The sequence below is a fragment of the Desulfuromonas svalbardensis genome (assembly GCF_055389415.1).
The window spans coordinates 1002343-1028641 of sequence record NZ_AP042416.1 but is presented as its reverse complement, the minus strand read 5'-3'; the positions used below and the strand labels follow the sequence as shown (position 1 = coordinate 1028641).

Annotated in this window: 24 protein-coding genes; 8 read left to right on the top strand and 16 right to left on the bottom strand. The window is 45.9% G+C overall.

All coding sequences use genetic code 11. The annotated features are described in order from the left end of the window. Positions 1 to 106 precede the first annotated feature (106 nt). Entirely contained in the window at positions 107 to 2134 is a 2028-nt protein-coding gene (locus ACZ5KY_RS04570) for an ATP-dependent helicase (protein WP_464242721.1), read from the bottom strand. A gap of 91 nt (positions 2135 to 2225) precedes the next feature. Here ACZ5KY_RS04570 and ACZ5KY_RS04565 point away from each other — a divergent pair, with 91 nt between their 5' ends. After that, positions 2226 to 2351, top strand: a complete 126-nt coding sequence (locus ACZ5KY_RS04565; protein WP_464242720.1) for a hypothetical protein — start codon at positions 2226 to 2228, stop codon at positions 2349 to 2351. A 112-nt stretch (positions 2352 to 2463) separates the two neighbouring features. Here the strand turns inward: ACZ5KY_RS04565 and mnmL are convergent, their stop codons facing one another. After that, positions 2464 to 3378 carry a tRNA modification radical SAM protein MnmL/YtqA gene (gene mnmL, locus ACZ5KY_RS04560; protein WP_464242719.1) on the bottom strand — a complete coding sequence of 305 codons (915 nt, stop codon included), beginning with the start codon at positions 3376 to 3378 and terminating at the stop codon, positions 2464 to 2466. Between the two features lie 68 nt (positions 3379 to 3446). Continuing rightward, positions 3447 to 3746 (bottom strand): HNH endonuclease, encoded by a 300-nt coding sequence (locus ACZ5KY_RS04555; protein ID WP_464242718.1) that lies wholly within the window; start codon positions 3744 to 3746, stop codon positions 3447 to 3449. Between the two features lie 375 nt (positions 3747 to 4121). Here ACZ5KY_RS04555 and trkA point away from each other — a divergent pair, with 375 nt between their 5' ends. Then, positions 4122 to 5471, top strand: a complete 1350-nt coding sequence (gene trkA, locus ACZ5KY_RS04550; protein ID WP_464242717.1) for a Trk system potassium transporter TrkA — start codon at positions 4122 to 4124, stop codon at positions 5469 to 5471. Then, the gene (locus tag ACZ5KY_RS04545) at positions 5472 to 6914 is read left to right on the top strand and encodes a TrkH family potassium uptake protein (RefSeq protein WP_464242716.1); all 1443 of its coding nucleotides are present in this window, start codon (positions 5472 to 5474) and stop codon (positions 6912 to 6914) included. Positions 6915 to 7077: 163 nt separating this feature from the next. Here the strand turns inward: ACZ5KY_RS04545 and pgeF are convergent, their stop codons facing one another. The 5 genes from pgeF to ACZ5KY_RS04520 all read right to left on the bottom strand — a co-directional run bounded on the left by pgeF (position 7078) and on the right by ACZ5KY_RS04520 (position 10465). Then, positions 7078 to 7881: a peptidoglycan editing factor PgeF gene (gene pgeF / locus ACZ5KY_RS04540; RefSeq protein WP_464242715.1), complete on the bottom strand. Its 804-nt coding sequence runs from the start codon at positions 7879 to 7881 to the stop codon at positions 7078 to 7080. Positions 7882 to 7909: 28 nt separating this feature from the next. Next, positions 7910 to 8926, bottom strand: a complete 1017-nt coding sequence (locus ACZ5KY_RS04535) for an RluA family pseudouridine synthase (protein WP_464242714.1) — start codon at positions 8924 to 8926, stop codon at positions 7910 to 7912. Then, positions 8927 to 9196 carry a hypothetical protein gene (locus ACZ5KY_RS04530; protein WP_464242713.1) on the bottom strand — a complete coding sequence of 90 codons (270 nt, stop codon included), beginning with the start codon at positions 9194 to 9196 and terminating at the stop codon, positions 8927 to 8929. Positions 9197 to 9319: 123 nt separating this feature from the next. After that, positions 9320 to 10045 carry an HAD family hydrolase gene (locus ACZ5KY_RS04525; RefSeq protein ID WP_464242712.1) on the bottom strand — a complete coding sequence of 242 codons (726 nt, stop codon included), beginning with the start codon at positions 10043 to 10045 and terminating at the stop codon, positions 9320 to 9322. Between the two features lie 93 nt (positions 10046 to 10138). Continuing rightward, complete coding sequence (locus ACZ5KY_RS04520; RefSeq protein ID WP_464242711.1) at positions 10139 to 10465, bottom strand: cytochrome c3 family protein; 327 nt, start codon at positions 10463 to 10465, stop codon at positions 10139 to 10141. A gap of 310 nt (positions 10466 to 10775) precedes the next feature. Here ACZ5KY_RS04520 and ACZ5KY_RS04515 point away from each other — a divergent pair, with 310 nt between their 5' ends. Genes ACZ5KY_RS04515 through ACZ5KY_RS04500 form a run of 4 tightly spaced genes read left to right on the top strand, consistent with a single transcriptional unit; the run spans position 10776 to position 17579 of the window. Beyond that, entirely contained in the window at positions 10776 to 11378 is a 603-nt protein-coding gene (locus ACZ5KY_RS04515) for a helix-turn-helix domain-containing protein (RefSeq protein ID WP_464242710.1), read from the top strand. Positions 11379 to 11399: 21 nt separating this feature from the next. After that, positions 11400 to 12062, top strand: a complete 663-nt coding sequence (gene elbB, locus ACZ5KY_RS04510) for an isoprenoid biosynthesis glyoxalase ElbB (RefSeq protein ID WP_464242709.1) — start codon at positions 11400 to 11402, stop codon at positions 12060 to 12062. 16 nt (positions 12063 to 12078) lie between these two features. Next, the gene (locus ACZ5KY_RS04505; RefSeq protein ID WP_464242708.1) at positions 12079 to 16614 is read left to right on the top strand and encodes a glutamate synthase-related protein; all 4536 of its coding nucleotides are present in this window, start codon (positions 12079 to 12081) and stop codon (positions 16612 to 16614) included. A 5-nt stretch (positions 16615 to 16619) separates the two neighbouring features. Continuing rightward, complete coding sequence (locus tag ACZ5KY_RS04500; protein WP_464242707.1) at positions 16620 to 17579, top strand: GGDEF domain-containing protein; 960 nt, start codon at positions 16620 to 16622, stop codon at positions 17577 to 17579. Positions 17580 to 17619: 40 nt separating this feature from the next. On the opposite strand, the gene ACZ5KY_RS04495 is transcribed toward ACZ5KY_RS04500, so the two are convergent. The 6 genes from ACZ5KY_RS04495 to ACZ5KY_RS04470 all read right to left on the bottom strand — a co-directional run bounded on the left by ACZ5KY_RS04495 (position 17620) and on the right by ACZ5KY_RS04470 (position 22705). After that, complete coding sequence (locus ACZ5KY_RS04495; RefSeq protein WP_464242706.1) at positions 17620 to 17796, bottom strand: DUF362 domain-containing protein; 177 nt, start codon at positions 17794 to 17796, stop codon at positions 17620 to 17622. Positions 17797 to 17849: 53 nt separating this feature from the next. Beyond that, positions 17850 to 18086, bottom strand: a complete 237-nt coding sequence (locus tag ACZ5KY_RS04490; protein WP_464242705.1) for a thioredoxin family protein — start codon at positions 18084 to 18086, stop codon at positions 17850 to 17852. A gap of 25 nt (positions 18087 to 18111) precedes the next feature. Then, a complete protein-coding gene (locus ACZ5KY_RS04485) occupies positions 18112 to 19431 on the bottom strand; it encodes a permease (protein WP_464242704.1) in 1320 nt (439 codons plus the stop codon). A gap of 45 nt (positions 19432 to 19476) precedes the next feature. Beyond that, positions 19477 to 19833, bottom strand: a complete 357-nt coding sequence (locus ACZ5KY_RS04480; RefSeq protein WP_464242703.1) for an ArsR/SmtB family transcription factor — start codon at positions 19831 to 19833, stop codon at positions 19477 to 19479. Positions 19834 to 19953: 120 nt separating this feature from the next. Continuing rightward, positions 19954 to 21771: an EAL domain-containing protein gene (locus ACZ5KY_RS04475; protein ID WP_464242702.1), complete on the bottom strand. Its 1818-nt coding sequence runs from the start codon at positions 21769 to 21771 to the stop codon at positions 19954 to 19956. Between the two features lie 52 nt (positions 21772 to 21823). Next, on the bottom strand, positions 21824 to 22705 hold the full coding sequence (locus tag ACZ5KY_RS04470; RefSeq protein ID WP_464242701.1) for a GGDEF domain-containing protein: 882 nt from the start codon (positions 22703 to 22705) through the stop codon (positions 21824 to 21826). A 281-nt stretch (positions 22706 to 22986) separates the two neighbouring features. Between ACZ5KY_RS04470 and ACZ5KY_RS04465 the strand changes: the two genes are divergently transcribed. After that, entirely contained in the window at positions 22987 to 24180 is a 1194-nt protein-coding gene (locus ACZ5KY_RS04465; protein WP_464242700.1) for a M24 family metallopeptidase, read from the top strand. 422 nt (positions 24181 to 24602) lie between these two features. Here the strand turns inward: ACZ5KY_RS04465 and ACZ5KY_RS04460 are convergent, their stop codons facing one another. Both ACZ5KY_RS04460 and ACZ5KY_RS04455 read right to left on the bottom strand, forming a co-directional pair. Then, positions 24603 to 25151 carry a Spy/CpxP family protein refolding chaperone gene (locus tag ACZ5KY_RS04460; protein WP_464242699.1) on the bottom strand — a complete coding sequence of 183 codons (549 nt, stop codon included), beginning with the start codon at positions 25149 to 25151 and terminating at the stop codon, positions 24603 to 24605. A gap of 177 nt (positions 25152 to 25328) precedes the next feature. Continuing rightward, positions 25329 to 26240 (bottom strand): MBL fold metallo-hydrolase, encoded by a 912-nt coding sequence (locus tag ACZ5KY_RS04455; protein ID WP_464242698.1) that lies wholly within the window; start codon positions 26238 to 26240, stop codon positions 25329 to 25331. Positions 26241 to 26299: the final 59 nt, after the last annotated feature.

Below are 26299 nucleotides of genomic sequence, written 5' to 3'. Positions count from 1 at the left end.
CAAACAACAAAAATTAAGCGAAACCAAATAATCGGCCATTCGCTAATGAGACTCATAGTTCATTCAAACAAAAAGCATACACATTTACAACCACTTTCGCCATTCATTAGTCCAATAAGTCCTTAATTCCGCTAAAAAAGTCGCTTGCCATCGCCTCTTTCTCTGAGGGTGATGCCTCAACAGCCATCGCTCCTTCTTTTTCGATCAGTTCCTCTGGTATCTCAAGCAAAAAGCGACTCGGATCTTTCGGCTGCAATCGACCATATTTTTTACGCCGCGCAGCACCCAACATCACTAGTTTTTGCCGCGCTCGGGTCATACCGACATAACACAAACGACGCTCTTCAGCAATATCGCCACCCTCGTCAACAATTTTATTATGAGGCAAAAAACCCTCTTCCATGCCGACCAAAAAAACACAGGGGAATTCCAGCCCTTTACTCGAATGAAGACTCATCATCACCACAGCATCTTGCTTGAGCTTTTCCTCTTTACTGCCACGAGCTGGCTCGTCTCGATCCAACAGTGAGACCTTTTCAAGAAAACCACCGAGGGTTGGCACCGGCTCGCGTTCGACATAAGTAGAGAGGGAGTTAATCACCTCATGAAGATTTTCAACCCGACGGCGCGCCTTAACGGGGTCATCGGCCTGACGAAACAACTCCTCTTCGAGTTTCAACTCACGAAACAGATCCTGAACAATCGCCACCATCTGCTGAGGTTGACGAAATTCACGCTGATAACGCTCAAGCAACAGCACAAACGCTTCGATTGAGCCAATGGCTTTCTCACCCAACTCAGGAATGTGCCGTGCCTGTTGCAGAATCTCCCATAACGGTTGATCCTTCTCGATGGATGACTGGATAATCTTTTCTGCGCTGGTTTCACCAATTCCCCGTTTCGGATAATTGAGAATGCGCAACAAATTGACTTCGTCGTGCGGATTGGCCAACACCTTTAAATATCCCAAGGCATCCTTAACTTCCTTGCGGTCAAAAAATTGCTGGCCACCGATGATGACATAGGGGATATTTTCATAGCGTAACTGCTCTTCAAAAGCGCGCGACTGGCCATTGGTGCGGTAGAGAATTGCAAAATCACGATACTCTAACTTGCGACTAAAGCGCTCTTTATGGATCGTTTCAACGACCGCCATCGCTTCATCTTCACCATCATCACAACAGCGGTAATGAACCGGATCGCCCTCTTCACCATCGGTCCACAGCCGTTTACCGTGACGTTCAGTGTTGTGTAGAATCAGGGCATTTGCTGCCGCAAGAATACGCCCCGTTGAGCGATAGTTCTGCTCAAGCTTAATCACCTTTGAATCGGCTTTGTCTTTGCCAAAATCGAGGATATTGCCGGGTTCAGCACCTCGCCACCCATAAATTGACTGGTCATCATCACCCACAACACAGAGGTTATGGTGATACGAACTCAGAAAATGGAGCATTGTCGACTGAACCACATTGGTGTCCTGATACTCATCAACCATGATGTAACGGAAGCGCTGACGATATTGATCTAGAACAACGGGAAACTCGTTAAACAGCTGGATCGTTAACTGAAGAATGTCATCAAAGTCAATAGCATTGCAGGCCTTGAGCATCCGCTGATATCGGGGATAGGTGTGCGCAGCGATCAGGTCATAATCATCGTGTGGATTAGCCTGATAGTTTTCCGCCGTAACCAGTCGATTCTTTGCCTGCGAGATCAGCCACAGCACGCGATCAGGATCAACCTTTGTCCCCTCAATGTGATTCCCCTGAACCAGATCGCGAACAAGACGCAATTGGTCCGAAGCGGAATAAATTGAAAAGTTTTTTTTATAACCAAGGCGCTGAATCTCTTCACGTAAAATCCGCACACCAAGCGAGTGAAAGGTGGAAACAATTAAACCTTTGGCTTTTTTACGCCCCACCTCTTCGATGACGCGGTCACGCATCTCTTTCGCCGCTTTATTGGTAAAGGTGAGCGCAACAATCTGATCGGCACTAATGCTGCGGAGCAAATAGGCAATGCGGCAGGTAATAACGCGCGTTTTACCAGACCCAGCCCCAGCTAATACCAGCAGTGAGCCCTCGGTATGTAACACCGCTTCACGTTGCGGCTCATTTAATAGTGATAGATCCATTATTTATTCCATTCAAGCAAGAGCACGCTATCGAACGTTTGCTAAATACTTGTCTTGATTTTAATGATAAAGGTCGTGTATGGTACCCGCCATGTCACGATATTTCATTATAGTAGTCAGTATTTTATGGGCATCAATGGTCTTTATTTCATGGGACGGTGTTGCTGAAACAGCAACAGCACAAACACTCCAAGACGTAGAAATCACCATCCACTAGAATCCTCTTTTAGCAGCATTTCAGCGTATGTGTTGGTGTACCCAGACCACAGCAAACCATCCTTAACACTCATCGTCCAGCTGCAACCCGCTAAACGCAACCCTTTCAGCAGTTAAAAACGGCAGTGACTTCCCTGCACCGTTCCCCTTTTGGCCATTTCATCCTCTATGGCATTGAGTACTTCCCATTTTTTTAGCGACCAGCGTGGGGCCAATAAAATATCGCGTGGGCCATCACCAGTTAAACGTTGAATTAACGTATCAGGGTGTATTCGTTCTAAAAAATCGACCGCTAACTGCACATAGGCTTCACGTGAAAGAATTTCGAATTCTCCCCGTTGGTAACGTTCGCCCAAAGCCGTATCTTGCAATACATGTAACAGATGAATTTTAATTCCATCCACCTTTAAACGCGCCATCTCATCGGCAGTGGCCAGCATATCCTCATGGCTCTCTCCTGGCACTCCTAAAATAACATGCGCGCAAACACGTATGTCACGCTCCTTAGCCGCCGCATAAGCACTGAGGAAGCTCGCATAATCATGGCCTCGACGCAGGTACTTGAGGGTTTTATCGTGACAACTTTGAACCCCAATCTCCAACCACAGATCGGTACTCTGGTGATATTCATGCAGAAGATCAAGAACTTCAATCGGCAAGCAATCCGGTCGGGTGCCAATGGCTAAACCAACGACATCACTGACTGCCAGCGCTTCATCATAAAGGGCGCGTAGTTTTTCAACAGGAGCATAGGTGTTCGAAAAAGGTTGAAAATAGGCAATAAAGTACTTGGCTTTATATTTGCGAATCATCACCTCTTTGCCATGTTCCACCTGCCCTGTCACAGATAGGCGGCGGGCAATCGCGAATGATCCTGAACCATTTGGTTCACAGAACAGACAGCCTGGGTTGGTTCGCGACGCACCACGATTAGGGCATGAAAAACCTGCATCAATCGAGATTTTATGTACACGACCACCAAAGCGCTGTTTAAGATATTGAGAATAAACAAGATAGGGTTTTGACATGGCGTGACTATGACATTGCAAAGGTGGCGGTGCAAGGGTTAAGCACTAAAAACGACATGGGCGAAGTATTAAGCATCGAGCGTCTCTAAGTGATTCAAATATTCCTGCCACTCACTTGGCAACAGGTCTTGTTTTTTACTATTACAGGCCTTACATGCAGGGACACAATTCCCTCTGGCTGTCTTACCGCCACGCACCAGTGGAACAACATGGTCGAGGGTTAACTCTTTGGCCGCAAACGTTCCAGCACAATAGTGGCACGCACCCAAGGCAATCCGGTTTTTCCACCAACCACTTTTACGTAGCTCTCGTGCTTTGGCGCGCTCCTTGCGCAACACCTCTTCGGGAACATCCACATACATCATCATTTTTCTCCGTATTTTTCACAAAAAGTGGTCTACCGCTGCGCAAAAACGATGAACCGCCCCTTGCAGATTATCGAAATTTATGCCAAAGATAGCACGTTTAAACCTTAATATGGTATCGACGTCATTCTGGCAAACGATCAAGGCTGTCGGAAGCTACGACACAATAGCAGATTGTCGGAATTGACGGGCCGTAGCGAGAAATAGACTGCTTGAGACCAGATTTTCGATAATTTGAGAGCGAATAGCTGGACTATTTGTCGAAAATTATCGGAAATATGGGCCACGCAGGCTGTTTTGCAGTAGGTCCATGTGAAGTCCAACAGTCTGCTAGTTGCTAGCACGATATTGTAACTATTTTGGAGTACCGCATACTTTATGAAAATACTTATCGTTGGAGCAGGACAAGTTGGTTTTTTCCTGTGTGAACGGCTATCTCAAGAGGGTCACGAAGTCACCCTTATTGATCGAGATGAAACCCACCTACGAAAAGCTCAGGATCGCCTGAATGTTATGGGTCTTCCAGGTAATGGTGCCAGTGCTGAAATTTTAGAGCAAGCGGATATTAAGAACACAGATATCTTCATCGCCGTAACAAATATGGACGAAGTCAATATCCTCGCCTGCCTTCTTGCGCGTGAATACGATGTTAAAACACGCATAGCGCGAGTCAAAAGTATTGAATATCGAAGTCACGGTGCCATCCTTTCAAAAGAGAAGCTTGGCATTGATCTGCTCATCAATCCAGACGATGAGGTTGCCGATGAGATGGTCAAAATCTCTTGTCGCAGTGGCGCGTTTGATGTTGCAGAATTTGTTGAGGGGAAGATACAGTTTCTCGGCTACCGCATCGACAGTGAAAGTCCACTATGCGGCATGACCTTACGCGAACTTGGCGAGCTGCGCGGAATGTACCATTTTGTGGTTACTGCGATCACTCGCGACAAAACGACCATCATCCCCCGTGGTGAAGACCGCATTGAAAACGGTGACAGCATCTTCCTGTTTGCTCACAAAAAAGACTTGCCCGCAATCCAATATTTGCTGCGCCCGAAGGAAAAGAAAAAAAAGATGCCCCGCGTCTTTATTCTCGGTGGTAGCAAAATTGGGGTTCGTATTGCAGCACAGCTAGAAAATCGACATTTCGATGTCCGCCTCGTTGACCGCGATGAACAACGCTGCCGCAAAGTTTCGGCGAAATTAAAAAAAACCATGGTTATCAATGTTGAAGGCACGGACATTCATGCCTTAGTTGAAGAGGGGATCAACAACGCCGATGTATTTATCTCAGTAACGGAGAAGGATGAGACCAATATCCTTTGTGCGCTATTGGCCAAACAGCATGGAGCAAGTCGAACGCTGGCGCTTATCAACAAACCAGAGCTACTCAACCTTGCTCCGTCACTCGGTATCGATGCCTGTGTTTCGCCACGATTATCAGCAGCCGGAGCAATCCTTAAATATGTCCGCCGCGGTGGCGTTATCTCGCTGGCAACCATTGAGGGTAGTAATTCCGAAGTGCTTGAATTTGAGGTCCAACAAAACAGTGAAATTATCGGTACCCCCCTCAAGGAGATCAATTTTCCAAACGGGGCGATTATTGGTGTTATTGTTCACGGGTCAAGCTATGAAATCGCGACAGGGGAATCAGTTCTGGCTGCAGGAGACAGGGTGGTTGTTTTTGCCCTGCCAGACTCATTGACCAAAATTGAAAAGTTTTTCGAATAGATGAAAATTACTTTTATTCTTCATATTCTCGGCGCACTGCTCGTATGCCTATCGCTGGCGCTACTCACGCCATTGCCATTTGCTTTTTACGAGCATCAGGGCACCGTCACCGCCTTCACCCTCTCATCAGCGATCTGCCTGATCACCGGCTTAGCGCTAATAAAAATATTTAAAAACAAAAAGGAGCTCTCAGTGCGTGAAGGGTTTGCCGTCGTCACTTTCGGCTGGCTGACCTTTGCTGTATTCGGCGCACTGCCCTACCTTCTGTCTGGTGCGATCAGTTCCCCCCTTGATGCCTTATTTGAAACGATGAGCGGCTTCACTACCACAGGCTCAACCATTCTCGCCGACATCGAGAGTCTGCCGCGCAGCATCCTTTTTTGGCGTTCACTGACCCACTGGCTTGGTGGCATGGGGATCATCGTCCTATCGTTGGCCATCCTACCCATGCTTGGCGTAGGTGGTATGCAGCTATTTCAAGCTGAAGTTCCTGGACCGACGGCCGACCGACTTAAGCCTCGAATTCAAGATACCGCCAAGCTACTCTGGGGTGTCTATGTAATCTTTACAGTCCTCGAAACATTACTATTAATGGCTGGCAACATGTCGTTTTATGATGCCATCTGTCACTCTTTTGCAACCTTAGCAACGGGTGGATTCTCAACCCGCAATGCTTCAATTGCCGCCTACGATAGCGCCTATATTGACTGGGTAATTACTCTGTTTATGTTTTTAGCAGGCGTCAACTTTTCCCTCCACTACTACGCCCTAAAAGGGCGCATTGGTGAATATTTCCGCAACGAGGAGTTTCGCTTCTACCTCCTCATTACCTTTAGCGCTGTTGCTATTTTGATGTGGATGAACCAAGGGACAGTTTACGATTCTGTCGTTGACAACCTCCGCTACAGCGCCTTCCAAACGGCATCGATCTTAACAACTACTGGATTTGCCACAGCCGACTTTGAACTGTGGCCTGTTTTAACCCAATATATTTTATTGTTTTTGATGTTTATTGGTGGTTGCGCAGGATCAACGGGTGGCGGAATGAAAGTGGCGCGGATTTTATTGCTACTTAAACACGGCACCGTCCAGCTTTACCACCTCATCCACCCTCGGGCGATACGTTTAGTTAAGCTCGGCAATAACCCTGTTGACCAAGATGTGATGCAAGCGATCCTCGGCTTTTTTGCGCTCTTTATGGGGGTCTTTGTTACCGCATCATTTCTGATGGCGGCCAGCGGCATGGATCTCATCTCAGGTGCAGCGGCGGTTATTGCAACCTTAGGAAACATTGGCCCAGGACTCGGAAGTATCGGCCCCGTCGATAACTTTGCTCATGTTTCAGCCTTTGGCAAAAGTGTTCTCATTTTCTGCATGCTGCTTGGCCGGCTCGAACTTTTCACCGTTCTCGTCCTCTTTTTACCCTCATTTTGGCGTAAATAGATTCCACCTATGGGTTAAGCGCGATTTTTATAATACTTTGGTGATTCAATGCCTTGTGCTGTTGCCTCAGCCGGCTCACTGATTCAAGTTGCAGTTCACAAAACAACAAAGGGAGGCTCGAAAGCCTCCCTTTGTTGTTCTAATCTCAATTTTGATTCAATCGTTAATCGTTATCGTTAAACATGATAAAACCAAGTTGCCGTCCTGTTTGGCCTTCATCACGGCGATACGAGAAAAACAACTCGCGCTGCTTCCATGTACAGAAATGACTCATTTCACGCTGTTTGCCAACAATACCAGCAGCGGCCAATTGAAGATCAATACTTCGCTGGATATCAAGCTTCCACTGTCCAAGCTCAACCTCTTCTGCGATATCGTTCCAATTGCCTTGTCCGGTGCGAAAAGCATCACGAACATCTTTACCAACCTGATAATGATCAGCACTGATTCCTGGGCCAACCATCGCTTTAATCTCTTTTACATCGCAACCAAACTCTTCGACCATCGCGGCAATAGCTTTGCCAACAATCCCCTGAGAAGCTCCGCGCCAGCCAACATGGATAGCCGCTGAAACCTTTTTAACCGGATCAAACAAAAGTACGGGAAAACAATCGGCAACCAGAATACCGATCATCAAATTAGGCTGATTGGTAACAATGGCATCGGCGGCGACATCTTGAAAATGGCTCACGTCATGGTTTTTACTATCGACAACGAGGACATCGGCTCCATGAACTTGTTTTACCAACAAAAAATGGTGCGTTGACACACCAAATGCATTGAGAAATGTCGAGCGATTGCCCTCAACATTATACTCTGGATCATCGGTATTGGTACTCAAGTTGAGCGAGTTATATGGTGGACGACTCAGGCCGCCATTTCGTGTTGAAACACCTGCAACAACAGAACCCTCTTGCGACCAACCCGCCTGTAAACAGGTTATCTTTCCACATTTGACCAAATCCATGGTTTGCTTTGCTCCGATACTATTTTCGTTAAACGTGATTTTCATCATTCAATGGGACATGAGAAAAAGAGAGTGGCTCAATATCATACTTTTCATCCAAAACGCAAAGAATACTTGCCATATCGTCTGGAATTGGCGAGGTAAACTGCATATACTCACCACTTCGAGGATGAATAAAACCAAGTAAACGAGCATGAAGTGCTTGCCGTTTCAGGTGTTGAATCTGTTGCCGAATTTCCGGATCATTCATCCCGTTAGCGCGTGACCGATTGCCATAAAGAGGATCGCCAATAATCGGTAAGTTGAGCTCAGAGAAATGAACACGTATTTGATGTGTTCTCCCCGTCTCTAATCGTAATTCGACCAACGTCAAGCGGTCTGACTCATAGCGACGTAGCACCTTCCAGTGGGTTACGGCATGTCGACCATTGCGACATTGTGAACTCATTTTTTTGCGCAGGGTTGGATGGCGGCCAATGGGCTGATCAACCGTGCCTCGATTGTCATCAATGAGTCCGTGAACCAATGCAACGTAACGGCGATTCACCGTGTGAGCTTTAAATTGTGCCGCTAAACTAGTGTGACTCATGTCGTTTTTAGTTGCGACCATCACCCCCGAGGTATCCATATCAAGGCGATGCACGATACCAGGTCGTAGTTCACCACCAATCCCAGAGAGATCTTGGCAATGATACAGCAAGGCATTAACAAGCGTCCCACTCGCGTGACCACAGGCGGGGTGAACAACCATCCCTGCCGCTTTATTGATCACGATCAGATCAGAATCCTCATAGAGCACCTCAATAGGAATCTGCTCTGCAACGGCTTCAATCTCTTCCGCGGGTGGAATGACAACGACAACTTTTTCGCCACCACGTAGACGCAGGCCTGCCTTTACCGCCTCACCGTTGACAACAATTTGCTGTTGATCAACCAGTTTCTTAAGCTGGGATCGACTCATCTCAGGTAGTTCATGAGACAAAAACCGGTCCAAACGTTCAACGCTTTGGCCCGGTTCGAAGTATAACTCTATTGTTTTATCCATTTACCAAATAGAACTCTCAATTTTTCCAGCTTGCTTAATCATGACATCAACAATGGCACGATCATAAATTTGATTACGCTCAGTCATCGTATCAGCAGTTCGTTCTGCAAAGTGATCACGCCCCTCTTGCAACTCATCAGACAATAGATCGAAAATGTTATCATTCTTGACCCCTTCGCTGACTTTATCTGCATTGTAAAGCGCAATATCAGAAACAATTGCTCGGGCTAACCGAAAAGCGAGTTCAGGATCATCTACTTGTCGTGCCATCAATATCTCCTGTGTTGGGGGCAAATGTCATCAGTATAAAGAGAGGATTATCCTACACTTTTAGTGTCGCAAAGGTTAACGAAAAAGTACTATTTTGTCAAACACATCAATGATCACTGCTTGTTAATCCGCAGCCTCTAATTGATCTATAAAGTGATACAGATCTAAATGACTACCACGGTAGTCGGCAATAAAGGTACTTTCACGATCAATCATCCATGTCTCAACTAAAAATGTAGTGACACCTAACTGTGAGGCACTTAGGTCATGTTCAGTGTCGTTACCGACCATCAAAACACTTTTCGGGTCGCAAGATAATTCATCAAATATGGATGTAAAGTAGCGTGGATTGGGCTTACAGTAACAACTATTTTCGAAACTTGTAATAAAGCGATAGTTAATGTCACCCACGCCAGCCCACTGCAAGCGGGCATCGACAACAGGGCGAGGAAAAACTGGATTGGTAGCGATAACAACATCGAAACCAAGTGATTGGCAGCGCTCAATCAGCTTTCGCGCTAAAGGAAAAGATGTTACCAGCGGTTCTAGTTGACCGAGATAATCACGATAAAAACGTTGCAGTCCAGCACCGAACTGGGTCGATGTAATACCTAAATCAGACCAAACAATTTTACGATAAAAATCTTCGTTTGTTTGCGAACCATCATCACTGGCCAATAGTTCCATGGTACGCGAGATCATCGTTTCAACAAATTTCTTGCGATCCAATTCAGGGTCGATGCTCTGGGCCAACCCGTTAAGATATGCAGGGATAAACTGCTGCATATCAACATCGAGTAGCGTACCATCAAGATCAAACAAGACTGTTTTAATTTGTGTTTGTGCCATCAATAATTCCACGATAAAGATAAACGTTGTTGCAAACGAAAAAAGGGAGGTAGCATCGGCTACCTCCCTTTAAATTCTTTTCAAACGATATAGCTACTTACTATGGCACGTCGCGCATGCTTCCATATCTTCCACTTGATCGTGGCAGGTACCACATAAACCGTGACCAGCGGACATGCTAGAGACATCAATTTTTGCAGGTTCGCCGTCATGACAGCTACTGCAATCTTGATCTAACATTTCATTGTGCATATTGTGATCGAATTTAACAAAGCCCTTGCTTGCGCCTTCGTATTTATACACGCCCTGCTCTAATACTTCTACTTTTGTGATCGGAGAGGTCGTTCCATCTTGCTGCGCCAGAAATACAGGCACAAAAGCAAACACAACAGCCAAAACCGCAAACATCAGATTTTTCATCTACTTAACTCCTTCGGTCAAACATCCATAACAATTCATTTAAACTTCCAGCCTCCTTTTCTACATCGAACCTCAACCGATGTCAATTCACATTTAACCAGAATGGCCCATCAAAGTAAAAAAACGACTAAAAACATCCAGATAACAGCATTTTTCTGTATACAATCATCACTTTTCACCTTTCCCACACCCTGCTGTGCGAGTATACTAAAGAATTAAAATAAGGAAAATATCCATCCCAATCGATTTTATTCATTTGAGCATAAAAATATTGGGACACCATCTTCGCTTTAAGCATCGGATTCTTTTTATGGAAAACATTCGAGATGAGGTCAAAGAGTTTCAAATTGGCATGAAGATTCGTACCTTACGCCAAGAACGGAGGATGACCCTACAAGACCTTGCTAACTTAACAGCACTCTCTAAGCCGCTCTTGTCACAGATTGAAAACAATCAAGTTATTCCCCCCCTAGCTACTCTACTGCGTATTGCTAAATCATTTCAGGTGCCACTAAACTGTTTTTTTGACGATGAACGCAACGACACAAAATGCTTGCTGGTTCGTGCGGGAGAACAACATGCACGACAACTGCGGTCAGCACATGACCACGGCAGTCAATCATACACTTATAATTCACGTGCCTTTGGCAAAACACATCATCATATGGAGCCATTTGATGTCGAATTCTTTGCAGACAACTGGACCGATGATCTAATGGTTCGCCACGAAGGTGAAGAGTTTCTCTATCTTCTTGATGGCCAACTAGAGTTCCGCCACGGTGATCAAGTGATCTATCTCGAACCAGGCGATTCAGTTTATTACGATTCGACAGAGCCCCATGGTTACATTGCTCGTGGCACAATCAGGCCTCGGGCGATTGCTGTGCTTTATCAAAATCCAAATAGAATTTAAAGAGAATAGGAGTAAACTGTTATGGTGAAAGTTGGTGTAATTCTCTCAGGATGTGGTGTTTACGATGGCAGTGAAATCCATGAAGCTGTTATCACATTGCTGGCATTAAGCCGCGCTGGGGTTGAAGCGGTCTGTATGGCGCCAAATATTGATCAAATGCATGTCGTCAACCACTTAACAGGTGAAGTGGCCGAATCTGAGCGACGTAATGTTCTCGTTGAATCGGCTCGTATTGCTCGGGGTGAGGTGAAGGACATCAGCTCCCTCAGCGCCAATGACTTTGACGCGCTTATCATCCCTGGTGGGTTTGGTGCTGCTAAAAACCTCTGTGACTTTGCCGTTAATGGCTCGGATTGTACGGTAAATAGCGACGTTGCACGACTCGTCAACGAGATGGTCGCGGCAAAAAAACCTTTTGCTGCACTCTGTATTGCACCGGCAGTTATTGCAAAAATTCTTGGCAATAATTCACCCGCTCCTCAGCTTACAATTGGCAACGATTCAGGCACCGCTCAAGCTATTGAACAAATGGGTGCGCAACACATCAATTGCCCCGTATCTGAAATTGTCATCGATGAAGAACTCAGCTTTGTCTCCACCCCTGCTTACATGCTTGCCGGATCCATACGAGAAGCGGCAGAGGGAATTGAGAAAACAGTTCAAGCATTACTAAACCTCATATAGGAGAGTTTTTAAGTTCATGCCTATTCCTGATCCGAACAAATCTGGCTTAATTCCCGAAGAGCGCGATGCGTGCGCGATTATCGGTTTTTTTAATAAAAACGGTTACCCTAGTCACAGTAATGTTCAGCGTACCATTGATGCGCTGATCAAGATGGGCCATCGTGCTGGTGAAATTGGCGGTGAAGGTGATGGCTGTGGAATTTTAACGGACATTCCACGCCAACTGTGGCGAGAGATCCTTGAAAAAGAGGGCAAAGAGGCTGCGCTGGCCGACCAAACGAGTTTTGCCATCGCCCATATTCTGGTCCCTCGTGAAGAACTTATCAAAGACGAGCAACTGTTAACTCGAATTCTCACCCTGTGCGGTCGCCACGGTGCCCAGTTGTTAGTCGAGCGTCACGGTCAAGTGCGTAGCGACGCGCTCTCGACTATGGCCAAAGCTGGTGAACCTCTTTTTGTTCAATTGGCCCTGCACTTTGACGATGGTAAAAACTGTGGTCGCACGCTGTATGAATTAAATGTCGCCATTGAGGAAAAATTTCCTGTCCATGTCGCCTCGCTGTCTAATACCGTTACAGCCTACAAGGTTCATGGCGCACCCGAAATTTTAAGCCTGTATTATCCAGAATTGAAACGGAGAGAGTTTCAATCCTCGGCGACCATCGGTCACAGCCGTTTTTCTACCAATACCCTGCCCACCGTGCTACGCGCTCAACCTTTCAGCCTGTTAGGCCATAATGGTGAGATCAACACCATTGCCCGATTACGTGAAGAGGCACGGATGCTCGGATTATCGCTCCCCCTTGGTGGCAGTGACTCACAAGATCTCAATCGCACCCTTGAAGGGCTGATTCAGGTACACGGTTTGAGTCTGTATGAGGCGATGGAGGTTTGTTTCCCACCGATCTTTACCGAAGCGGCAAAGTTACCCGTCAATCAACAGCAGATGTACACGCTGTTACGACAATTTTTCACCGCCAGCGCTCAAGGTCCAGCAGCTGTCATCACCCGCTGGCAGGATCAATGTGTATTTAGTGTTGATGCTATGGGACTTCGCCCACTATGGTTTGGCGAAACCAACAAGTTCTATTTTGCCTCGTCTGAAGCTGGTGTTGTCGCTCAGGAAGAAATTCTCTGCGATCCAAAAGTGCTGGCTCCTGGGGAAAAACTTGCCCTTCAGCTCCATCCACAACACGGGATCGATGTTTACCCTCACGATGAATTGCGTGAACTGGTGTATCAACGCATGAGCAAACGAGCAAAACTTGGACGCTACACCGAGCACCTATCGGATGGTGCTCAACTGCCAAACGCAGCCATTAAAGAGACCGAACTGTTTCAAAAAATGGCCAACTTCAAACTGGACAACCTGTTGTCTGGGTTTGCTTGGAAACGCAGCGATCTGCTCAACATCAAGGAGATCACCAAGTCGGGCCAAGACCCTATTGCGTCCCTTGGTTATGATGGCCCCCTTGCCGCGCTAGCAACGACCCATCAAAACATTGCCGACTACTTTAAAGAGCAGGTGGCCGTGGTGACCAACCCCGCCATCGACCGTGAGCGAGAGACTGAGCATTTTTCATCTCAAGTTTTCATTGGACCTCGACCCCATTTTTCCGGACGAGTTGCTTCAACCACCAGCCTAGCTGCACCATTGTTAACAGGCGGGCTGCGTATTGTCGCTAAAACGGACCAGAATAAAACAGCTCAGCAGTTTGGCATCTGTTCAATTGAAACCCTTCTCGGCCAATATCAACCCGGTAGTGGCAAACGCTACAAAACAATTTCGTGTACTTTAAAGCGGGATGAATCAATCGAGAGTGCACTGGCTCGGCTTGAAGAGGATGCCCTTCAAGCCGTTCGTCGCGGCACGCAACTTCTATTTCTAGATGACAGTCGTGCCTTTACTCCGACACAAAGCTTTCTTGATCCAGCACTGGTTGTCAGCAACCTCCATAAAGCGCTTAAAGCTGAACGTAGCAAAAATGGCCAGAGTTTACGTCGTTCAACAGCAATGGTGTTGCGTTCGGGCGCATTACGAAACCTTCACGACATTCTATTTTGTGTTGCCATGGGCGCAGATGCCGTTTGCCCCTACATGCTGTGGGAGCTTGCCGATCAAGTGCCAAGCAATGAAACCGATAGCGGACTAACAAACGTGCTTAACGTGATCACTCGTGGTATTGAAAAAGTGATGTCAACCATGGGGACGCACGAGATCGGTGGCTACGGTAAATATTTTTCCTCCATCGGCTTGAGTCCCGAGATCGTTGATATCTTTGAAACGCCAAACTTTTGCGGTTCAAGTCAACGCGGTTTAAATTTTAGCCGCCAAGAGGAGAACAACCGCAGCCGAACGGCTATTGTCCGCAGCAAAGAACTACAAGCCGTGCCAGCACAGTTTCGTCTTTATCCTAAAATCTGGAAAAAGGTTGGGGCCGTTGCTAAAATGGAGGAAAGTTACAACGATCTATCCCGGTTAATTCGCGAATATGAGATCGACCACCCATTGGCTATTCGCCACCTCCTCGATTTCAAATTTGAAAATGAGCTGAGCGTTGACCCGCAAGAGGTTGACACCTCAATCGGTAATCACGATTTTCCATTCTTGATCTCAGCCATGAGCTTTGGTTCTCAAGGGGAAACCGCTTTTAGAATCTATGCTGAAGCGGCAAAAAAACTCAACATCATCTGCATGAACGGCGAGGGGGGAGAGATCCCCGACATGTTGGGAAAATATCGTAAGAACCGTGGCCAGCAGATTGCTTCTGGCCGCTTTGGTGTCCATATGGATCTGCTCAACTCTGCCGATTTTCTTGAGATTAAAGCGGGACAAGGTGCTAAGCCCGGCGAGGGTGGACATCTACCTGGCTTTAAGGTGACTGCAAAAATAGCCGCCGCACGAAATTCAAGTGTGGGTGTCACCCTGATCTCGCCATCCAACAACCACGATATCTATTCAATTGAAGATTTAGCACAAATCATCGAAGAACTGCGCACCGCCAATCCACAGGCGCGAATCTCAGTTAAAGTACCTGCCGTAGCAGGAATTGGTACCATCTCAATGGGGATCGCCAAGGCTGGCGCCGATATTATCACGATCAGTGGTTACGATGGCGGCACTGGCGCGGCACGTAAACATGCGATTAAATTCGTTGGTTTACCCGCTGAAATCGGTGTGCGAGAAGCCCACCGCGCCCTCTCCTGTTGTGGCCTACGCGATAAAGTTGAGATTTGGGCCGACGGTGGTGCTCGAACAGGACGTGACGTTGTGAAGCTGATGCTCCTCGGTGCGAACAGAGTTGGCTTTGGTACCTTACCAATGGTTGTCATCGGCTGCACTGCATGCCGTAATTGCCACCTCGGAACCTGCCATGTTGGTATCGCGACTCAAATTGAAAGCGAGCAAGAAGCACACAACAAAGGGATTAAACGCTTCATCCCCCGGGTTCTTGAAAACGGCATCATCTATGAAACCACGTTCTTCCGCGCCATTGGCGAGGAGATTCGCAACATCACCGCTAAACTCGGTTATACCCGCACTCAGGACCTTGTCGGACAATCGTGCTTACTTGAACAAACCCACGGTCTTGAAGTACTAGAGCTCGATGAGTTGTTACGCATCGAATCGTGCGAAATAGGTCAAATCGGCAAAGATTCAACACGATTGATTCGTAAACCACTCAACTACTTGACCTCATTACTGTCAACATTGGTGACCGATGCCTTTGATGAAGGGGAAGAGCGGGTACGCTTTGTCGATGACGGTGTCAATAGTTGTGACCGCTCCATCGGTACTCGACTGGCTGGAGCGATGACGCAAGCCTATCGAGATGGACGTTATCCAGCAGGAAAACAAGCACACCTCCATTTTCGCCGCGATTCAATTCCTGGTAACGGCTTAGGCGCATTCAATATTGACGGCATTAATATCAGTGTCGAAGGAGGTGCTCAGGATGGTGTCGGTAAGGGGGCACTCGGCGGTCGAATTGTTATCTTAAAAGGTGAGAATATTGACGGCAAACGGGTCGGTGGTTCCGTCGGCAAAGGGCTTGCATATGGCGCTCAGGGTGGTTTATTTATCATCCAAGGTGATGCTGACAGTCGCGCATGTATTCGCCTTTCAGGGGCCGATGTGGTTCTTGGTGCTCGCATTCTTGAACCGCGTAAAGATACCCTGGCCAATATTGCTGGCCACGCGAACCTCAAAGGGTTTGCTTTTGAATACATGACATCCGGCCGTGTCGTAGTTCTAGGCGACCCTGGTCCATGGATCTGTTCGGGTATGACAGGCGGAACAGTCTACTGCTATTTAGACCCCGAAATGAATATGGATCGACCTGCCATTCGCCAGCGGTTAGCATGGGGCGCTAAAGTTGAATTGAATGATGTCGATGATAACGATATTGAACAAATTGATGAGCTCCTAATGGAATACCACAAAGAACTACTTCATTCTAATCAGCACGATGAGGCTCAATTAGTTGGCCAAATCATGGCTCACAGTAGTGATCAATTTGTCAAAATAATCGCCAAAGAGGAAGAAAATTAACAATTATGACAGATACAAAAGATAAGACAGCAGACTCAACACATCAGTCACAGCAACAAATCAATATCGAAGACATCGGCTTTGAATACATTGCTGAGAATCTTTTTGACAGTATTTACCTCGTCGACACCAACCGAATCATCCGCTACTGGAATAAAGCCGCAGAATTACTTACGGGTTTCGAGGCCAGCGAGGTTATTGGCATGAGCTGTTCAGATGGGCTTTTATGTCATGTGAATGAAAATGGGTCCAATTTATGCAAAATAGCCTGTCCGCTGGCCGCGACGCTAAACGATGACCGAATGCACCATGCAAATGTTTTTCTTCATCACAAAAAGGGCCACCGCATCGAGGTCCTCGTACGAACCATCCCAATCAAAAACTCGGCAGGTGAGACAATTGGTGCCACTGAATGCTTTGTTGATAACAACTCCCAGAGTGCCAATCAGCAGCGGATAAAGGAACTCGAAAGATTGGCATTGCTCGACACCCTAACGCAACTGCCTAATCGTAACTACTTAGAGCGAGAGCTTACAAGCATCATTGATGAGCATCTGCGCAACAAGGTCCCATTTGGACTCTTTTTCATCGACATCGATCACTTTAAACAGGTCAACGACACCTTTGGCCATATCATCGGCGATGAGGTTCTTCGATTTGTCTCCAAAACACTGGCCCACAACTCGCGCCAATTTGACATTTATGGACGCTGGGGAGGCGAAGAGTTTATCGGTATCATTCGCAATGTCGAACTCAACATGTTACTAAAACTTGGTGAGAGAATGCGCATGCTCATCGATAGCTGTTACATCAAAACCGCTGTGGAACCAATCCATGTCACGGTCACCATTGGCGTAACAATGCTCCAAGAGGGTGACACGATTACAACATTGATCGACCGCGCAGACACCCTGATGTATAAGGGGAAAAGTAACGGTCGCAATCGAGTCGAATGTGAGGAATAAAATTCGATCACATCGAAACTACTTCACATAAAGTTTCAAATTATTCCTTAAAACTAATCGCTCCATGTGGACACGCTGGGATACACAAACCATCAAAATCACACAGATCATGGTCAATGTTCGCGACACCACCAATTAGGGTTATCGCACTTTGTGGACATACCAAAAGACATTCACCCGATGCCGTACATTTTTCTGAATCAACCAACATTTTCATTATTTAAAACCTCCCAGACAGTTCAAGTTATTGAACTACTACCGCAAAGATATCTACTTTGCGGTAAAAAAAACTGCAATTTGTTCAGGCTTCAACAACTTCCCCTGAGAGACTAACGTCCCGTCAACCACAAGTCCTGGTGTTGTCATACAACCGTACGTCATAATCTGATTGAGATCAGTGATCTTGTCAATACTCACTTCCATATCCCGATCAGCAGCGGCCTGTTTTACATTCTCCACCAAGTCATTACACTTTTTGCATCCTGTTCCTAAGACTAAAACTTCCATAATTCCACCCCTTATCTATGGTTAATCATTTCCAAAAGGTTCCATAAATCAAACCACTCATGGTCGCCATCACAATAACTAAGCAAACAAAAACAACTGTTTTCTTTGTCCCCATCACACTGCGAATCACCAGCATATTTGGCAAAGAAAGCGCTGGCCCAGCTAGAAGTAAAGCCAACGCTGGCCCCTTACCCATCCCAGCTCCCATCAATCCCTGCAAAATAGGTACCTCAGTCAATGTAGCAAAATACATAAATGCGCCCAACACCGAAGCCATCAAGTTCGCCGACAACCCATTACCGCCAACGAGCGTTGAAATCCACGCTGTTGGAATGATTCCTTCATGCCCAGGCCGGCCCAAAAGGACCCCCGCAATTAACACTCCGTAAAACAACAATGGTAAGATCTTTTTAGCAAAATCCCATGAATTTTCAAACCACTCTTGAAGTTCCTCATTATCTTTTCGTGTTGTTAAGATAAGGCTTAAGCCAAAAATACCAACTACAAAAGCAATGACTGGCTGCGCAGAAAACATAAAGGCCAAGAACAACACTGGAATTGCAATCGCATAGATCGCACTAGCCGCCACACGAAACCACAACACTAAGCACAAGCCCAACAGTGTGGCAAACCCACCCGTAATTAACCACTTACTAGCCCATATTTCATGCCATAGCCCTTGAGAACTTTGTGGTTGTCCCCAATTGGCAAACACCAAAATTCCAACCATGCTGAAAAAGTAGATTGAAACCTTCCATAATGGCCGTGTCACCTCGGGTTCAGGCATAGCAGCCGCAGCGAGTACTTTTTCCATCTCCTCTTTTCTAAAGAAAAAATGCATCAATACGCCAATCACAACACTAAAAACGATCGCACCTACTGCGCGGGCTATCCCCATTTCAGGACCCAGTACCGTCGCAGTCAAAATGATCGCTAAAATATTAATAGCTGGGCCTGAGTAGAGAAAAGCACTCGCAGGACCAAGGCCTGCCCCCATGCGATAAATACCCGCAAACAAAGGTAAAATTGTACAAGAACACACCGCTAGTATTGTTCCTGAAACCGAAGCAACCCCATAGGCCAAAATTTTATTCGCTTTAGGACCGAGATATTTCATCACCGCAGCTTGGCTAACAAAAACACCTACCGCACCAGCAATAAAGAATGCTGGAACAAGGCACAGCACCACATGCTCTTGGGCATACCAACGAACAAGATACAACGCTTCCCATAGCGGGCTAGAAGGCCAGACAGCTGCTTCAATTTGTTCGACTGGCAACGTATAGCACACAACAAAAGCACTCAATATTACTAAAAATGTTTTCCATTCACGATTCCACTGCATTGTTCCTCACACCCTTTTTCTATAAAAATAATGATCAAGTATTTATTATTTCTTTGGTACTTGCCGAAGCGAAGTGTTCGCCCCAATGGCCAACGATTGTTGCGCATGTTGCTGAGTAAGTACGGTTTCAATACAACCAAAAAAATTCGAGATGCACGGAACGGTCAAGCGATAAAACACTTGATTCCCCCGCTTCTCATCAATAACAATTCCAGCATGTTTAAGTACCGCAAGATGTTTTGAAACCGTTGACACATCCGCCTCAATCATTGCAGTAAGGGAGTTGACGCTGTTCTCGCCTTTCTCAATTTCCTCAATAATAAATAGCCGCGTCGGATGTGCCAGCGCTTTAAGAACCTTGGCGCGTGCTTCTAAGTGCAATTTTTTTTCTGACAACATCATAAACCTCGCTGCAAGTGTTTGCCTATTTGGTAGTTTAGCCAAATAGGCAAATAAGTCAAGTGTTCAATCTATATTGATAGCAATGAGAAAATACGTTCTCACGAGAACGTGGAATTACAATCAAGACAGCTGATCACCTATAGCCGCTGATGGCTTGGGTTTACCAATAAAATAGCCTTGAGAATAATCGATACCCATCTCTTCGGCTCTCTGCTGTAACGATTCATCGCTAACATATTCAGCAATCGTTTCAATCTCTAACTCTTTGGCAAAATGGATAATCGCTTCGACAATTGTCTTAGAACGATCAGAGTTATTCAATTGCTCAATAAGGCCACCATCGATCTTGATATAATCGACATCCAAATGGGAGATATGATCAAAATTAGAATAGCCAGTACCAAAATCATCGATCGCTACGCGTACACCATAAACGCGAACCTGATCAATGAATGACTTGATCACATCGTAATTATCAATCCCCTCCGACTCAACAATCTCAAAAATAAGCTTCGAACGCCCGCTGTCCTTGCGAATCCGATCAACAATTCGCTGTCGACTCTCTTCAACGACAATATCTTCGTTAAGCAGGTTTACAGTACAAGACACATCGTTCTCATCAATAAAGGCCAGCGCCGCATCAATAACAATAAGTGTTAGCTGACTATAAACTCGCGAACGACGTGCAGCCTCCATAAAAAAGGTGGGTCCAACAACTGTACCATCCTCCTCAACGAGTCGAATTAACGTCTCGTAATGACTGATTTTGTGCTGCCTATTATCATGGATAGGTTGAAAATAAGCGACAATCCGATTGCCGTCGATGGCATCCTTTAATTTAGAAGTCCAAAGCAAATTAGCTTGGCTATGTTGAACTGTATGTAAATAAGAGGAATAATGTTTGTACGGTTTCAAAACCCGCTTTGCCTCTTTTAATGCCAAGTCAGCATGTTCAATTAACTGCGTTGTCCCCTGTGCCACACCTGCGGTAACAGAGAGGCGAAACTCTGTATCATCAATCTCAATACGCTGTTCATTAATTCTCGATATGAGGTAATCAACAGAGATACTTCGTGGTGACGATTCACACAACAACGCATATTCGTCACCGTCGAGTTTGTACAATCGTGTTCCTGCTGGAATAAGTGACTTTAGACAGCGGCCAACACGGACCAGCAATTGATCGCCAATATGAATTCCATAATAGTGATTAATATCTTTAAAGCCATCAATATCAACTAAAATTAACTGCGGTAAGCGACACGAAGAAAGGTCTTTTTTCAAGCGAGCGCGATTTGGTAACCCGGTTAATTCATGGGTATATAATTGACAAAGCAGCGGCCAAACAAAGAGAGCTGTCAGCGGGAAAGAGAGTAACAATAAAATGGAACATTGAATCAGGGCGCGCTGAAACGTAGCGGCAACAGCACTGTTGACATCATCAACGTCAATATCGGCACCAACGAGATAGCGGCTTCCACTCGCTGTCACACAAGGTATCAATACTGAGCGGCACTTACCCTTGTCATCAGAAGCATCAAAATATCGTGGTTCTGCACCACGGTGTGCAGCTAGGCCCTCTGCTACTGATTTCGTATAACGAGCAATACGAGGGCCCTGCTCTACTCGGCAGCCTTCGTCTCCGTATCGGCTCGACAAAGTGAGGTAGAGCTCACCCTCCGACTCAACCAAAGTATATAGATGTTTCAGCCCTAATTCAGTGACAAGTTGCTTCAGTGTCGCTGTAATCTGAGAACAATTTCTCAGCGCTGATCCTTGTAGAATCAATGTTTGATCATGATACGAATCGCCTACTGCATAACGCAGGGCTGTTGCCCCGGCAAAGAGGCGTTGATCAACTGTTTCAATCACCTTTGAACGATTTTCGTAATAGTGATACGCCGTCAATACCGTGAGCACCAACATTAATACAACCATTCCGCCTGCGAACAATCGCAACCGGTGACCATTTATCATTTTACATGGCAAGCTACGCATTGATTTTCAATACCGATCTCTGTGCATTGACCACCTTGGGTGGCTCAGCAACCTCCACACGATTTCTGCCATTTTCTTTTGCACGATAAAGTGCCTTATCCGCTCGCGCCATCATAGTGCCGACATCCTCAACACTTGAGCACAGACAACTTACACCAATGCTGATCGTGATAGAGATCAATGAATCACCGCTTTCAGCCATTGAACGAGCACCAACCCAGTCACAAAGTCGCTGACCAAGGACCTGTGCCCCTTCACAGTTCGTATAGGGCATCATAACGGCAATCTCTTCCCCCCCATAACGAAAAACTCGATCAAAATCACGAACACTGCCCTTAATCATTTGGGCTAAGGACTGAAGAACCTCATCGCCAACACTATGACCATAGGTGTCGTTGATCTTTTTGAAAAAGTCGACATCGATCATCATCACAGAAAAATCTAACCCGTAGCGCTTCGCCTTTTCCCCCTCCTGTTTTAAACAACGGTCCATATAGCGACGGTTATAAATTCCCATCAAGGGGTCTGTTACATTTTCATGTTCTAAATGGCACAAACGGGTCACATCATCGGCAGTCTTAGACGATAGGCAACAGACAACGAAAACAAACACAGCACCAAAAAAGAAGATCGCTGGAACAACCATATCGGACCAATGGTGCATAAGCCCCCAGAACAAGTAGGCATACACAATATAACCGATAAAGAAGAAAACAATCAGCACCGATAAGAACATCCACGATTTCCGACAACGACCACTCGGGAGGCGACGGCGCAGTTGATTTACTGGGTACAGGGCGACAACCAGAGTCACAGCACCAAGAAGAACTAAAATATTTGCAAACATTTCCACAATAAAAACCCTATCAGCCATTGGTACTCAATAGTCATTTAACGACGTTAGAACACGTAGGCATATTTTCTATAATTACACAGTCGTAATAAATGAAATCAATTATCATTAAAACTTCAACAACTTAGCAACAATGCTTAATTTATCTAGCTGTCAAAAAACTCATATATTAACCACTATTTCAGCGATTCTTATTCATGCAAAATAAAGTCCAAAAAAAACAGCAGTATAGTCACTTAATCTACGATAAAATATCTCTTTGATTAAAAAACAACCTTGAACATCTCTGAGGAGACAAATAAATGTTCCATAAAGTACCGCTCGCTGAATTAGAACAGCGTCTATCCAGACTACGCGAACGCATGAACAATGACTGTCCCGACTGGCAATTCATTGCTATTTTCAGTAAAATAAACCAATTCTATTTCACAGGGACCATGCAGGATGGTGTTGTACTCATTCCACGCGACAAACCCGCCACGTACTGGGTACGGCGCAGTCTACAACGCGCCCATGATGAATCAGAATTTTCTGATATCAGATCGATGAACAGTTTTCGTGATGCGGCAACGGCGATGACCGCGCTACCGTCAACCGTTCACCTTGAGACAGAACGAGTACCATTAGCAATGTACCACCGGTTCAATAAGCATTTTAACTTTTCTCAAATAGAGTCTGCTGATTTTTCAATCGCTGCAGTTCGAGCGATTAAGAGCCCTTACGAACTTGAGAGGATGGAACAATCAGGAATAATCCACAACGATATTCTCGTCAATAAACTGCCAGCACTACTTCGTAAAGGGATGTCAGAAGCCGACTTAGGTGGAGAACTCTACTCCTTGATGGTTAGGGAGGGACACCATGGAATCGCCCGATTTAGTATGTACGACACCGAGATCCTCCTCGGACATATTTGCTTCGGTGAAAGCTCAATTTATCCAACATCCTTCGATGGCCCGGGGGGAAATTACGGCATGAGTCCTGCCGTTCCTTTGCTTGGTAGCCGGGAAAGAACGCTCAAACAAGGCGATTTGGTTTTTGTCGATATTGGTTGTGGTATTGATGGCTACCACACAGATAAGACCATGACCTACGTCTACAAGGGGCAACTGCCTGATCAAGCCATTGCAATCCACAACCGCTGTGTTCAGATTCAAAACGACACAGCCGCCCTACTCAAGCCCGGTGCAATTCCATCAGAGATTTATGCCTCGATCACAGCAGAGCTAGATGCCGAATTTCTCGCTGGCTTTATGGGATTTGGTGACCGCCAAGCACGTTTTCTCGGCCACGGCATTGGACTCCACATTGACGAGTGGCCAGTGTTAGCCAAAGGATTTGACGAGCCACTTCAAGAAAATATGGTGCTGGCCATTGAACCAAAAAAAGGGATTGCCGGAATCGGCATGGTGGGAACTGAGAACACATTTATCGTAACCGCTCAAGGTGGTCGCTGCATCACCGGCAACCACCCAGGATTAATTCAGGTAGACTAATTGAGAAAACAACTAACGCACGGATTGCTGATAATTCTCAGGTGACAACCCTGTAATCCGTGCGCGGGCAATCAAAACAATCTCCACTGCGCCAAGAAAGCTCTCCCTCCGATTTTCAAACGAGTTCACTTTTATCAATAAACATATCCAACAAAATCACTAGACCACAAACGTTCACCACACATGAACAACCAACAAAGAGTGGACATGACTGTAATAAAACTAAAAAAGCTACAGGCCTATTTTCAGTATCGTTCGTTATTTCACCTGACAATAATGCCAAAAATTTCTAAGAGAACTCACAAAAAACACAATAAGCGACCACCCTGAGGGGTGGTCGCTCATAAAAAAAGATCACTAAACACAAGCCATTTAACTATCGAACAAACGACAATACCGTGTAGGCATAATGTAATTTAAAACTACCTTGCGCTTCGTTGCTCACCTTTTTTACCACGGCGCTTTGGGGCCATTACTTGCTTAAGTTTTTTAGCCTTTTCTCGCTGTTCCGGGGTCATCACAGCAAAAACAGCCTGACGCATTTGTACTCGCATCACCATCATATCAGTCTTCTTTGCGGCAACCTGTCCTGCTGCAGCTCGAAATGCCACCTCGTCAAAGCGTTCATTCTCCATCAGCTGATGAAGTTGTTGCCGCCCTTGGTGTAGTTGTTGACGCAGAATCCTCTTTTTCTCACGGTTTACAGCGGCAATCTCTTTGACCTGCGCATTCTGCGCATCGGTAAAGTCCAATGCGACAGCGAGCATTACAAGGTGCTGCATACCACCACGCATCTCCCGTCTAGCAGATTCGCGTCCTTCACCTCTTGCTCCAGCCATATCACCCATTGTCATCATGTCACCATTGGACCCCAATGGACATTCGATGGCGTGAACACTAACTAAACCAATGGATAACAACACAATAAGGGTCAGTGGAACCAATACGTAATTCATTTTTTTTGTCTTCATTGTTCTTCTCCTATTTATAGGGCTAATAAATTCTTTCGTTGAAAAAATATATCAAAGTTACCAGCCAAGTAGGGTTAAGAGCTGTGAAATTCAGGTAAAGTTTTGTAAACAAAAAACGCCCACTGATCAGTAAAAATCAATGGGCGTTTAGGACTCAATTATAAACAGAGCATGTTGTTATTCGGAACTTAAACTCGCATCAATAATACCGATCCACACATCCTCAGATAAAAAGCCATCCCCCCACTTTTGCCACTGTTCTGAAAGCCCTTCGAACTGCATCTCTTCAAGATCCATCCCAGCTGCTTTCATCTTGCTTACCTCGGCCACGGTACCGATCAACATCGCATAAAAATCTTCTAGATCGCTTTTTTTAGATAACGGGCCATGACCGGGAATCAAGATTGTTTTCTCATCAATCAATGGCAAAATGGCTTTAACATTCTCGGCCATGCGCAGCACATTGCCACCGTTTTGGACATCAACAAAAGGGAAAAACCCAGCAAACAAATGATCGCCCATGTGGACAACATTGGCCTTCTTAAAAAACACCACCGAATCACCATCAGTATGGCCATTAGCATAATGAACCAACTTCACTTGTTCGTCGTTAATATGCAGGGTGATCACTTCGCTATAGGTGATTGCTGGCAGCGCTACCTTTGGATACGGTTGCGAAACCACCTTGAACAGCGCCACTTCTTGAGAGGTAAGCAGCCGAGCACGCACGTTATCGTGGGCAACAATCAACGCGTGCTCGCCTAAGGCCATGTTCCCCTGAGTATGATCGCCATGCCAATGGGTGTTAATGAGGTAGGTCAGGGCATCTAATCCACCGTGTTTGCCCACTTCCTCTTTAAGGGCAGCTGACATCTCTTTATAGTCGGCATCGACCATAAGCGACCCTTGGTCACCCGTTAACAGGGCGATATTGCCCCCTTTACCCTGCAACATCCAAATATGATCAGTAACCTGAGTGGTGGTAAACGATAGCGATGGTGCGTGATGGTCCTCCTCTGCGCACAAAAGGCACGGCGCGAGCAGCATCACGACAACAGCGAAAACAACCTGCAGTTTTATTTTTTTCATTGCGACCTCCAGCATGGATTGATGTGTTTTATTTAACTTCTATACACATCACAACAGCC